The sequence below is a fragment of the Cytobacillus sp. NJ13 genome (assembly GCA_030348385.1).
Classification (GTDB): Bacteria; Bacillota; Bacilli; order Bacillales; family Cytobacillaceae; genus Cytobacillus.
Genome location: JAUCFP010000006.1, coordinates 2725720 through 2737551, shown reverse-complemented (window position 1 = coordinate 2737551; position 11832 = coordinate 2725720). Strand labels below are relative to the sequence as shown.

Here is an 11832-nt window from a genome sequence, read left to right as displayed (position 1 = left end):
CAGGAATCTCCTGAGCGTCTGGTTGAATGATTATTGTCGTTTTCCAAAAAACGTACCGGTCACTTCCTGTTCCTGCAGGGATAGAAGCTGGGATACGGTAATGAATTCGTAGCCTTCTTTTTCAAGATAGGTCAGCAGGTCTGGAAGTGCTTCAGCAGTTGGCTTATGGATATCGTGCATCAAGACGATGGAACCTGGGACAGCATTGGCCTTCACGATTTTTTGGATGGCCGAGGCATTGAGTGTTTTCCAGTCCAGTGAATCAATAGACCATAGAATAAGCGGTGTATGGGCCATTCCGGCAATTTTCTTCACATCTTCATTCATGGCCCCATAAGGCGGGCGGACGGTTGCTGGAAGCTGGCCGCTTGCTTCTTTGATTTTGGCGCTGGCTTCTTCCATTTCTTTGCGGATTTCTTTTTCACCGAGGGATGAAAGGTCCGCATGGCTGTCACTGTGATTTCCGATTTCATGGCCTTCTTCAGCTACTTGGCTTGCGAGGGCAGGATAGAATTGTGCCTGGCTGCCAAGCATATAAAAGGTAGCCTTTGCGTTATGTTTTTTAAGAATATCGAGAATAAGCGCTGTGACTTTCGGGTGTGGCCCATCATCAAAGGTAAGGGCAATATACTTGCCATGTGGATCCAGCGAAGCTGCTGCTGGTTCCTTGACCTCCGGTTCAGGAAGCTGAATGTCAGGGAGTTTCAAATGCTGGGCGATTTCATCCTTTAAGAGGGGACGAATCTGTTCGATTGGAATTTTCACTTTGACCGCTCCGGCTGCACCGGCCGCAATTTCATATTCGTTAAAATAAAGCGTGAAATTCTTGCCGCTCAGTGACCATTTCCAGCTCGACGGATTTTCCAGAGCTTCGTCAAGCAGGTCATCAAACAGATAGTCCTGAAGTTCTTCCTTCTCGCCGATCTGTTTTTTTATCATCGTCCTGAGAGTCGTCAGGGACTCCTCATCCATACGGATCACATCGGCAAGCTGCACCATTTTCTGATTGGCAAGGTCGATGGTGAACGTTTTGACCGCGGCCTGCCCATTTGCGCCGCCGGTGTACTGGTAAGCTTCAAATACAAGGGTGTACATGGTATCGGAGACTTTTTTCGGCTCCGCCTTGATATTAAGATGGGCACGGAATTCTTCGCTGTCCAGCACCTGCCGGTTTGCTTTCACAAGTTCCATGAATTCCATTTCCTGAGCCTGAATCCATTCTTTCATGGGTTTGTTCAAATTCTCAATTTCAGTGATCGGAGTGCTGATCGCAAGGGTATAAGATTTCGTTTCCTTTGTCCGGGTTTCAAGGTTTAATCCGGGGAAAGCTGCCGGGGAAGTGGTTTCTGTTCTGGAAAAAGCCTGCAGGCTGGTGTCAGTTCCAGAGCTGATGAAATAATAGATGCCTGCAATGAAGAGGCCGAATAATACCCATGATGGCCATTTTAACCGCTTAAGCAATGATATCCTTTCCTTTCCTGTCTTTAAAATTATGACTCTCCAAATATATAATTATATCAGGTGAAAAAGGGAAAATCATCGGGCTGGAGAAAAATTCACCATTTACTTTTTGAAAAATATAGTATAAAATAACACTTTAATCCGACTAAAAAGATAAGAAAAGGAGTGAATGAGGTTGGCTCAAGTAGAAGTTAAAAGTAAATCATGGGTTACAGCACCAACAACAGTTGTTTCAAACTTAAATCCAATTCAAAAACCTTTTGTTGCAGCTGGCGTTCTTGCAGCTATCATTTTGTTCATTTCCATTATAAATGCAGCGAACATGACACAGGGAGTTCTATTTATTATTGGAATTGCACTCGGCATGACCTTGCTTCATGCCCGCTTCGGCTTCACATCTGCATTCAGGCGCTTTGCCAGTGTAGGAAACGGGCAGGGCCTGCAGGCGCATATGCTGATGCTGGCTGTTGCTTCAACATTATTTGCGATTATTTTAAGCACTGGTTTTAGTTTTACAGGAATCGAGCCTAAAGGATATGTGTCTCCTGTAGGAGTCAGCGTCCTATTTGGTTCCTTTATTTTTGGAATCGGGATGCAGCTTGGGAATGGCTGTGCGTCCGGTACTTTGTATTCGGTAGGCGGAGGACAGTCCTCCATGATCCTGACGCTGATTTCTTTCATCGCTGGTTCCACGATCGGAGCGTACCATTTTTCATTCTGGATGGAAGACACACCGGCATTGCCGCCAATCTCCCTGGCTACATCTACGGGACTCGGCTATGGCGGAGCATTGGTTCTGCAGCTTGCCTTATTTGGCTTGATCTATTGGGTGACTCTGCAAATTGCGAAAAAGCGAAAAGCCCCAATGATGAAAGCATTGCCAACAACGGCCGGCTGGAAAAAAATCCTGAGAGGGTCCTGGCCATTGTTCGCAGCAGCGATCGTGTTGGCATTGCTGAATGCACTGACTCTGACTGTCCGCGGAACGCCTTGGGGCATCACATCGGCATTCGCGCTATGGGGCGGAAAAGCCTTGATGGCAATGGGTATCGACGTGACATCATGGGGTTATTTTGCGACTGAACCGAATTTAGCTGCCTTGAAAAATACAGTTCTTGCTGATTCTACAAGCGTGATGAACTTCGGCATCATTCTTGGTGCCTTCATTTCAGCGGCATCACAGGGAACGTTCAAGCCTGGAAAAATCAAACCGGGTGTGGCTGGTGCTGCGATTGTTGGCGGACTGCTCATGGGATATGGCTCCCGCCTTGCATTCGGCTGCAACATCGGTGCCTACTTCGGCGGAATCGCATCTTTCAGCCTGCACGGCTGGGTATGGGCGATCATGGCCATGCTTGGAACGGGCGTGGCGCTGTTCATCCGTCCGCTGTTTGGATTGAAGAATCCGAAATCTACGGATTCGGTTTGTTAATGGAAAGCCTGGCACTCTTGATGAGTGCCAGTTTTTTTTTGCAAAAAAATCAGTTTCTGCTGCCAAAATGATTACTCTCCAGCTTCACCAGCAAATCCTCTGCTAGTTCTTTGACGTGCCTTTAAAGGGCCCGTCATTTTCAAGACTTTCCTCCTATTAGTAACTAAATAACATTTTTTGAAAAATATTGAATTTTAGGAAAAAGTAATCTATTAATATTTCCGTACTCGAAATATAATGAGTGGCAAATAGTAGAGGAGGGATTCTATGAAAAAGAAAAAGCTTCTCAGACCTGCAGCTATGTTAGCGGTCATTTCTATGACTCTATCATCACTTGCCTACACACCCGGAAATGCAGCAGCGAAAGAAAAACCGGTACAGACAGCACAAATCGAGGATGCAAAGTCTCAGCCAATTTATTCATATGAAGAGGCGATTCGTGAGACGGTCTATGTCGAGTCCACACTTGATTCGGACGAAAACGGAAAAGCAGACAGGATTGCCGTGGATATCATCCGCCCGAAAGAAACAGAAGAAGGCCTGAAGGTTCCAGTGATCATGGATGCGAGTCCATATTATGAAAGCCTTGGAAGAGGAAATGAAAGTGAAGTGAAAGATCGGGACAAGGATGGCATTAATGAGAAGTTCCCTCTATTTTATGATAATTATTTTGTACCAAGAGGTTATGCAGTGGCTTTGCCTGAAATGGTTGGGACCAATCATTCGGATGGCTGTCCGACAACAGGCGGATATGAGGAAATTGAAAGCATCCGGGTCGTGATTGACTGGATGAATGGCAGAGCAAAAGCGTGGGATAAAGATAATAATGAAGTGAAAGCAGACTGGACAACCGGGAATGTCGGCATGATCGGAAAGTCCTATGATGGCACGCTGGCCAATGGGGTAGCGGCTACAGGCGTAGAGGGCTTAAAAACAATTGTTCCCATTGGAGCCATTAGCAGCTGGTACAATTATTACCGCTATGAGGGACTTACATATTACAACAACGGGCCAGGAGGCTTGGCCAGCAGAGTTGCCAGCAGCTCCCGCAAAGATTCCTGTAAGCCTGTGTTCGATCGTTTGAACTCGGAAGCGGATGATCCATCTGGAGATTATAATGAGTTCTGGGATGAAAGAAATTACATTAAGGACGTAAAAAATGTAAAAGCAAGTGTGTTTGCAGTTCATGGATTAAATGATTTCAATGTGAAAATGAATCACCTTGCGGATTGGTGGACAGCCCTATCCAAAGAAGAGGTTCCGAGAAAACTGTGGCTCACCCAAACTGGCCATGTCGATCCATTTGACTTCCGCAGAGCAGAGTGGGTTGATACACTGCATCGCTGGTTCGACTACTGGCTGATGGATATCGAAAATGGCATTATGGACGAGCCTGCCGTTGATATTGAAAGAGGTGCGGATAATTGGGAAACCCAATCTTCATGGCCGGATCAAAATGCCGCAAATGTTAAAATACGATTAGCGCCAGGCGAGAATGATCAGACAAATGGCATGCTGACAACAGGGCCTGTGAAGGGCAATTTTCAGCAATCTTTTACAGATAACCCAACACAAACCGAGCAGCAGATGGTAACCAATGAAACGGCTGTCAAAAGCGACCGCCTGGCATTTTTATCACCACCGCTTGAAGAAGATGTCCGTTTGAGCGGCATACCTGAAATTTCACTTCGGGCAAAGGTCAATAAAGAAGACTCCAATTTAACTGTTCTTATTGTCGACTATGGAACGGATACCCGCATTCATCATGAAGGCCCGGGAGAGGGAGTCCGAACTCTGAATACAGAAAGCTGTTGGGGAGAAAGTATTTCAACAGATGATGCATGTTACAAAGAAACAGAAAAAACTGCTCATACAGCACCATATGAAGTCGTGACAAGAGGATGGTTTGATCCGCAGAACTGGAAAACGATTGAGAAGGATGACCCTTTAAAAGAGGGCAAGAGCTATAAGTTTGAATGGGATGTTTTACCTGAAGACTACGTATTTAAGGAAGGTCACCGAATCGGCATTATCATCGCTGGAAGCGATAGAAGACGTACAATTCCTTCAACAACAGGGGCCACGTTTGAAGTAGAGCTTGGACAAAGTTTTATCAGCCTTCCTGTTGTGGGCGGAAAAAAGGCCGTTGGATTTTAATAGAATAGAAGAGGCGGGTCTGCAGCAAGTGCAGACTCGTTTTTTTATTTCGGCGAGCTCCTTTATCACAGCAAAAAAGCAGGCCAGTTGTTTACGCAAGTTCTATTTCATAACACAGTTCTTCCTGCTGTGTATCTTCAAACCACTTCATTCCAGCCGCGGTCATGCCGATTTTCCCGAGCACCTTCCCGGATGCAGGGTTAGCGGGATCCACAGCTGCGGTAATTTTCCGGACGTTCGGGCAATTTTTCCTTAAAGCGGCCACGCATGCAGCGGCAGCTTCAGCAGCATATCCTTTTCCCCAGTTACGCTGATTAAAATGGTAGAGGAGCTCTGCCTCATCTTCATTTTCTGCCGGATTAAACCCGCAAACTCCAATGATGGCGGAGGTTTCTTTTAGCAGAACAGTATAAACAGAGTAGCCTTTTTCATTCTGCAGACGCTGATAAAATTCAATGGAGCGCTGGATACGGCTTTTTGTGCTGGAGCCGCCGCAGTATTTCATTACCTCGGGGCTGCCCCAAATTTCAAAAACTGCATCCAGGTCATCAGCCTGCATGATCCGGAGCAGGAGCCGATCTGTTTCAAAAAGAATAGTCATTCTATTCACCTCGTGCGGTTCCGTCTTCTATGAAAATATTATAAGATAGAGAAAGTAAAAACGTTAGGAGTTTTTGTCATGCACGTACTCTATAAATCTTTGATTTTGGGAATGGCCGCCAGCATCCAGGGTCTCGCGATGACCTTTTTCTTGTTTCCGCATTTAATCCCGTCCGGCGGCGCGGCGAGTATGGCGGTTTTATTCAATTATCTATTGGACACGCCTTTTTCGGTGACATTATGGGTTTTGAATGCGGGCCTGCTGCTGGCAGCGGCCAAATGGCTCGGGAAAAGCAGTGTGATCTGGACGCTGTTTTGTGTTTCCGTTACTTCGGTTACAATTGATTTTCTGACTCCATACATAACGGAACCGCTGAATCCGGTTCTCCTGGATCTTTTGCTTGGAGCTGTAGTCTTTGGAATAGGAGTCGGAATTTTATTCCGGATGGGCGCTTCGTCAGGGGGCATGGATATCCTTGCGTTAATCATTTCCAAAGCAAGGGGAAGTGCGCCGGGACGGACTTTATTTTACATAAATGGCAGTCTGCTTCTCCTTACCGGTGTTGTCGTGGACTGGAAGGTTATTGTTTATGCGGTGATCTGCCAGATGATCGGGACGCGGATGATTGATCTCATTTACAAGCTTGATGTAAAAATACTTGTGGAGAAGTATAAGATCCATTACTGAAGAAGGGCCGTGCAGGCCTTTTCTTTTTTTATGGAAAATAATTTACTATTATTTTAGGGTAATAACAAGAAAGCGGGGATACTATGATTCAGCTGCAAGAAGATAAGGAGAATAGCAAGAAGAATAATGAAGAAGAGGATAATGGCTGGGATGTAGGCGAGAATACGTATGAAGCAGGGGAGCAGCTGGCGGATGAGGGCTGTCTTGGCTGTGCCGGCGGATGTTTTTTTCAGGCTTTATTTCTTGTGATGACACCACTATATTTTTTTCTGACATAGAAAGGACAGGGGAACCTGTCCTCTATCGGATATATCGGTCAGAATTTAATTTTATCGGCCAAAATTTCAATATATCGGCCACTCCGCGTCACATTAGTTTTTCGGCGATGGCACAGTGAAAATAATTTAATATAATACTCTCCACAAATAAAAAGTAGCATACGCTTCCCAATTCTCCCAGCCAGCCGAACATTTCAGGATTTCCTCCTTCGCTGGTTTGCTTTCAGAGCCGAGAGTCGCTTTGATCGCATTATGAAGGCCGACATCATCGATTGGAAAAGCGTTCGGGAAGCGCAGGCACCGCATAAGGACATAATGGGCGGTCCAGGGACCGATGCCGCGTATTTTGGTCAGCTTTTTTTCTGCAGCTTTTACATTTCCCGCGTTTTGCAAGTCCTTTTTCGAGAGCTCACCGTTTGCAATCAAACAGGCCACATCAATGAGATATTCACATTTTTTAACGGTCATTTTTAAGTCGGTCAGATCTTCGATGGTTAATCCGGCAATCGTTTCCGCTGCAGGGAAGAGCCAGTATTTGCTCCTGCCGTCTTCCAGGCACTCCCCATATTTTTCAACGAGCCGCCTCTTTAGTGTATACGCATATGTAAGGTTAATCTGCTGCCCAAGGATTCCCCAGGCAAGAGCCTCGAATAAGTCGGGAATTCCCATGACTCTCAGCCCGAAAAATTGCTCTGCAGGCTTTTGCAGCAAGGGATCTGTTTGTGCCATCTCATAAAATGGGGTCAGGTTTGCTCCAAGGTCGAACCAATCATGAATATATGCCGCAATTTCCGCTTTCATTTGATGCGTGACGGGCTTATGAATGCTGACGGATAGGAACTGATCTGACTCACCGCTTATTTCAAGCAGGAGCTTATCATTCCCGATGGAAAGGGCACGTCTAATTGTCTCGCCGGAAATCTCATAAAGGCATTCATTTGCTGATCTTGATAAGTATCGCAGGTTTTCGGTAAAGCTGAATTCATGCGGAGTGAAAAGGACCAGGCCATTTTCATCCTCTTTCCAGTTAATAAAATGAGAGCTCAATTGGATTCCTCCTTTTCTTTATTGTAAATCCTCAGGATTACGTTATCTTGCGTTTATATTTAGGAAATCGCTGATGATGAACATTTTTTGTGTATACTTTTTAGCAGAGGTGAGCGCAGGTGGCTTATGAACAGATTCCGGAAGAATATTGGAACGCGATAAAGGATTGCGACAAATCCTATGATGATCTCTTTCTTTATGGCGTTAAAACGACAGGGATATTCTGCAGACCGTCGTGCCGGTCAAGGGTCCCTAATATCGGCAATGTCGCTATTTTTCAAAATGCCGCTCAAGCACTGGCGGAAAATTTCAGGCCCTGCAAGCGCTGTAAACCGGAAGGCCTCAGCCTGCCTGCAGAAGAATGGATTAAGCAAATAACCGGGTGGATCAATCAGCATTATACCGACCCGATTACATTGCATCAATTGGGTGACCTGTTTCATGGAAGTCCCTATCATTTACAGCGGGTGTTCAAACGGGTCACCGGGAAGTCGCCCACAGAGTATATTCAGGATATCCGACTCGAAAAAGCCGTCCATATGCTGGAGGCCGGGGAGCAATCGATAGCCGATGTCGGCGCATCAGCAGGATTCCCCAGCACCCCTTATTTTATCTCTTTATTTAAAAAGAAGCTGGGCACAACACCTGCAGCATATAGAAACAAAACAAGGGAGGAGAAAGAATGAACATTGAATGGGCGAACCTGCAGGAAGGTGAATGGAGACTTTATCTGGCGAAAACAGAAAAGGGCCTCTGCTATATAGGCTCTGACCCGGAGTTTGAGGATTTTGAAAGGTCGCTGAAAAAATATATTCCAGCTGCAGTGCTTGTGGAAAATAAAGAAGCACTGCAGGCATATATGATTGAATTACAGGAATTTCTTCTGGGAAAAAGACAAGTTTTTTCAATGGAACTGGATGTAAAAGGCACTCTGTTTCAAGAGGAAGTCTGGGAGGCATTAGCGCAGATTCCTTACGGGAAAACTGTCTCCTATTCGGACATTGCCGCACAAATAAACAGGCCGCAGGCAGTACGGGCAGCCGGGAAAGCAATTGGTGCCAATCCGCTGTTAATCGCAGTCCCATGCCATCGTGTCATCGGTAAAAATGGTGCGATAACCGGCTATCGCGGGGGCATTAAAATGAAGCAGACTCTGCTTGAATTGGAGAAACAAGGCTGAAGAGATGGACATCTTCGGCTCTTTTTATTATTCAGCAGCTGGGATTAGTATATAGCTTGAGGCGATAATAAATTGGATCCTTCAAAATAAGTCCGAATCTGTGGCCGATTCGGACAGGATAAGGAGAAAACCAAGGATTTGAGTCCGAATGCAGTGCCTATTCGGACAGGATAAGAAGAAAACAGAAGATCTGAGTCCGAATCTGTGGCTTATTCGGACAGGATAGGGAGAAAACCGAGGATTTAAGTTCGAATGCAGTGCCTATTCGGACAGGATAAGAAGAAATAGAAGATCTGAGTCCGAATCTGTGGCCGATTCGGACAGGATAAGGAAAAAATCGAGGATTTGAGTCCGAATGCAGTGCTTATTCGGACAGGATAAGGAGAAAACCGAAGATCTGAGTCCGAATCTGTGGCCTGTTCGGACAGGATAGGGTGAAAACCGAGGATTTAAGTCCGAATGCAGTGTCTATTCGGACAGGATAAGGAGAAAACCAAGGATTTAAGTCCGAATGCAGTGCCTATTCGGACAGGATAAGGAGAAAACCAAGGATTTGAGTCCGAATCTGTGGCCGATTCGGACAGGATAGGGTGAAAACCGAGGATTTAAGTCCGAATGCAGTGTTGAATCAGCTGTCAAACAGGCACTAAAGTGGCTTTATTTGTAAGGCTGCCGAAAAAACTCCCGGCAGTCCTTGTTTATTTTTTAACGGTTACCTTCTTTTTCGAAAAGCATTTGAAATCCGTAATTTGATAATGCTAAGGCATAGTACATAATAAATAACCCCATTGAGCTTAATTTATTTAACTTATAGTGGCCTATTTTTTGAAAAAGTGCACTCAAAGGAAAAGCGAATAAAAGGTCCATAATGAGATTGCTTAAGGCATAGATCGAGAATTTTCCATATGTAAAATGAAATACCCACAAGTTTATGGTGAAAAATGGCCCGTATATAAAAGCAAGGTCATCAAATATAAGAAATTTAGTGCCGCCTTTTACATTCCACCATTTAAAGATGAAGTTAAGAAGAGAAATTATCAGCAAATTACCTGCGCAGAACAGTGTAACCGGCAAAAACCTTTTAAATGATTTCTTTGGAAGAAACTTAATGACTATTGCCCATAAGATAATCGCATTGGCTATTCTAAAGAAATTTGCCATCCGGATGCCACCACCATTTTTTTCATTATCATGTGACATTTGATTTTTTTTATTCAGTTTTGGATTCTCCGATTCGTACGATCTTTATTCCTTCAATGTTTAGAATTATAATAGACCTTAAAGAGAAGGGGGAGCTAAATGAAAAGCATCATCTGCGAAAAAAGATCCTATTCCAGAGAGTTTCATTCGCACCAGCATGAGTTTGGCCAGTTTCTATTCCCCTTGCAGGGCTCCCTGGATATCCAGACGAAATGGCAGGAAATCAAGCTTAGCCCGGACTATTGTTTTTTCCTTCCGCAAGGGGTTGATCATAACTATCGTTCGATGGACCGGAATGAATTTTTGATCCTGGATATCCCGAAGACTTATTTGCCGGTAGAGACTAGCTGTATGTTCATTCAGCTGGATCAGCAATGGGCTTCAATCCGATATTTGCTGCTGGAAGAGGCGGGGAATCAGGGGAATGCATCCTCCCTGGCAGACTTGACCAGGTATGTGGCCAGCAAACTGCAAGTCGCCAAACCCCCATCGATTGACTATATTCATAGGCATTTTAAGGAGTCCATCCGATTAGAGACTTTAGCGCAAATCGAACATTATCATCCAGCCTATTATTCCGCATGGTTTAAGAAGAAAACCGGGAGAAGCCCAAAAGCCTACATATCTGATCTTCGTTTGAAAGAAGCGAAGCATTTATTAATGTCAACCTCCTGGTCCATGTCGGTGATCAGCGGGGAATTAGGCTTCGAAAATTCTTCCTCTTTTACCCGGTGGTTCAACCGCTGTGAAGGGGTAGCACCACAAAAGTACAGGATCCTTAAGAAAAGATAAAAGGGATATTAAACTAGGTAAAGAAAATTCTCAGGAAATTTTCTAAGATAAGTTTAATGATTCTTTTTATCTTTTTTTATTGGGGTGAGAACATGAGCGGGAAAACAGCACCATTTTATATATTGCTTGCCGGAGTGCTCTGGGGGACCACGGGTACAACGCAGGCATTTGCGCCGGAAAACGCACATCCGATTGCCATCGGGGCAGCCCGTCTGGCAGCAGGAGGTTTATTTTTATTATGCATGGTTCTTCTGGCAGGAAAGCTGGACCTGAAAAATTGGCCCATCAAGAACACTCTTATGGCTTCACTTTGCATGGCATTGTACCAGCCGTTGTTCTTCTCAGCAGTCACCCTTACAGGGGTGGCCATCGGGACCGTGACCGCAATCGGCAGTGCGCCCATCTTATCGGGTTTCCTTGAATGGATTTTTCTTAAAAAGCGCCCGACTGTCATTTGGTGGTGTTCTACCATCCTCTCCATTTTAGGCTGTGTTCTGCTATTTCTGAACAAGGATTCGGTTCAAATGGACCCGGCTGGCCTATTAATGGCTTTGGGGGCTGGTTTGACATTTGCTGGCTATACGCTTGTCAGCAGGGACCTGGTTGAAAATTATTCATCATTATCAATTGTTGCGGTTGTATTCACACTAAGTGCCATCCTGCTATCGCCATTCTTGTTTATTTTTGATATGTCCTGGCTTGCGAGTGTTCGGGGTTTGACTGTCAGTCTTCACCTGGGGATCCTGGCTACGGGAATTGCCTATTTCCTTTTTGCAAAAGGGCTTGTCCATGTTTCTTCTTCAACGGCTGTCACACTTGCACTGGCGGAACCGTTAACTGCAGCATTATTAGGAGTTTTCCTATTGGGAGAATCGTTAACCGCAGTCTCCTGGCTAGGGGTATTCCTCATAATGATGGGGATAGCGGTATTAATCGGTTCATCCCAAAACTCGGGCAGCAAAATAAGAGCAGCATGAGCTTGAGAATGGCCTAATGC

General features: G+C 45.1%; 12 protein-coding genes. 8 read left to right on the top strand and 4 right to left on the bottom strand.

The genetic code is table 11. The features are described 5' to 3' along the window. Positions 1-30: 30 nt before the first annotated feature. Positions 31-1461, bottom strand: a complete 1431-nt coding sequence (locus QUF73_13410; GenBank protein ID MDM5227204.1) for a polysaccharide deacetylase family protein — start codon at positions 1459-1461, stop codon at positions 31-33. A gap of 175 nt (positions 1462-1636) precedes the next feature. On the opposite strand from QUF73_13410, the gene QUF73_13405 reads away from it, so the two are divergent. Both QUF73_13405 and QUF73_13400 read left to right on the top strand, forming a co-directional pair. Continuing rightward, positions 1637-2893, top strand: a complete 1257-nt coding sequence (locus tag QUF73_13405; protein MDM5227203.1) for a YeeE/YedE family protein — start codon at positions 1637-1639, stop codon at positions 2891-2893. A 267-nt stretch (positions 2894-3160) separates the two neighbouring features. After that, on the top strand, positions 3161-5050 hold the full coding sequence (locus tag QUF73_13400) for a Xaa-Pro dipeptidyl-peptidase (GenBank protein ID MDM5227202.1): 1890 nt from the start codon (positions 3161-3163) through the stop codon (positions 5048-5050). 91 nt (positions 5051-5141) lie between these two features. On the opposite strand, the gene QUF73_13395 is transcribed toward QUF73_13400, so the two are convergent. Then, on the bottom strand, positions 5142-5651 hold the full coding sequence (locus QUF73_13395) for a GNAT family N-acetyltransferase (GenBank protein ID MDM5227201.1): 510 nt from the start codon (positions 5649-5651) through the stop codon (positions 5142-5144). A 78-nt stretch (positions 5652-5729) separates the two neighbouring features. Here QUF73_13395 and QUF73_13390 point away from each other — a divergent pair, with 78 nt between their 5' ends. Then, on the top strand, positions 5730-6338 hold the full coding sequence (locus QUF73_13390) for a YitT family protein (GenBank protein ID MDM5227200.1): 609 nt from the start codon (positions 5730-5732) through the stop codon (positions 6336-6338). An 83-nt stretch (positions 6339-6421) separates the two neighbouring features. Further along, positions 6422-6616 carry a hypothetical protein gene (locus QUF73_13385; GenBank protein MDM5227199.1) on the top strand — a complete coding sequence of 65 codons (195 nt, stop codon included), beginning with the start codon at positions 6422-6424 and terminating at the stop codon, positions 6614-6616. A 126-nt stretch (positions 6617-6742) separates the two neighbouring features. Here the strand turns inward: QUF73_13385 and QUF73_13380 are convergent, their stop codons facing one another. After that, entirely contained in the window at positions 6743-7663 is a 921-nt protein-coding gene (locus QUF73_13380; GenBank protein MDM5227198.1) for a DNA-3-methyladenine glycosylase 2, read from the bottom strand. Between the two features lie 119 nt (positions 7664-7782). On the opposite strand from QUF73_13380, the gene QUF73_13375 reads away from it, so the two are divergent. Beyond that, on the top strand, positions 7783-8349 hold the full coding sequence (locus tag QUF73_13375; GenBank protein ID MDM5227197.1) for a bifunctional transcriptional activator/DNA repair enzyme AdaA: 567 nt from the start codon (positions 7783-7785) through the stop codon (positions 8347-8349). Beyond that, complete coding sequence (locus QUF73_13370; GenBank protein MDM5227196.1) at positions 8346-8843, top strand: methylated-DNA--[protein]-cysteine S-methyltransferase; 498 nt, start codon at positions 8346-8348, stop codon at positions 8841-8843. The genes QUF73_13375 and QUF73_13370 overlap by 4 nt, the downstream gene beginning before the upstream one ends. 705 nt (positions 8844-9548) lie before the next feature. Here the strand turns inward: QUF73_13370 and QUF73_13365 are convergent. After that, positions 9549-10004, bottom strand: coding sequence for a hypothetical protein (locus QUF73_13365; protein MDM5227195.1), 456 nt, complete (start codon positions 10002-10004; stop codon positions 9549-9551). A 138-nt stretch (positions 10005-10142) separates the two neighbouring features. On the opposite strand from QUF73_13365, the gene QUF73_13360 reads away from it, so the two are divergent. Together QUF73_13360 and QUF73_13355 are read left to right on the top strand one after the other, a co-directional pair. Then, on the top strand, positions 10143-10835 hold the full coding sequence (locus tag QUF73_13360; GenBank protein MDM5227194.1) for an AraC family transcriptional regulator: 693 nt from the start codon (positions 10143-10145) through the stop codon (positions 10833-10835). A gap of 92 nt (positions 10836-10927) precedes the next feature. Beyond that, positions 10928-11812, top strand: coding sequence for an EamA family transporter (locus tag QUF73_13355; GenBank protein MDM5227193.1), 885 nt, complete (start codon positions 10928-10930; stop codon positions 11810-11812). The last annotated feature ends 20 nt before the right edge of the window (positions 11813-11832 follow it).

What these genes read in the sequence shown, in the direction of transcription:
- QUF73_13365 (MDM5227195.1), bottom strand. Translation starts at nt 10,004, where the DNA reads ATGGCAAATTTCTTTAGAATAGCCAATGCGATTATCTTATGGGCAATA.
- QUF73_13385 (MDM5227199.1), top strand. Translation starts at nt 6,422, where the DNA reads ATGATTCAGCTGCAAGAAGATAAGGAGAATAGCAAGAAGAATAATGAA.
- QUF73_13360 (MDM5227194.1), top strand. Translation starts at nt 10,143, where the DNA reads ATGAAAAGCATCATCTGCGAAAAAAGATCCTATTCCAGAGAGTTTCAT.
- QUF73_13400 (MDM5227202.1), top strand. Translation starts at nt 3,161, where the DNA reads ATGAAAAAGAAAAAGCTTCTCAGACCTGCAGCTATGTTAGCGGTCATT.
- QUF73_13370 (MDM5227196.1), top strand. Translation starts at nt 8,346, where the DNA reads ATGAACATTGAATGGGCGAACCTGCAGGAAGGTGAATGGAGACTTTAT.
- QUF73_13395 (MDM5227201.1), bottom strand. Translation starts at nt 5,651, where the DNA reads ATGACTATTCTTTTTGAAACAGATCGGCTCCTGCTCCGGATCATGCAG.
- QUF73_13355 (MDM5227193.1), top strand. Translation starts at nt 10,928, where the DNA reads ATGAGCGGGAAAACAGCACCATTTTATATATTGCTTGCCGGAGTGCTC.
- QUF73_13390 (MDM5227200.1), top strand. Translation starts at nt 5,730, where the DNA reads ATGCACGTACTCTATAAATCTTTGATTTTGGGAATGGCCGCCAGCATC.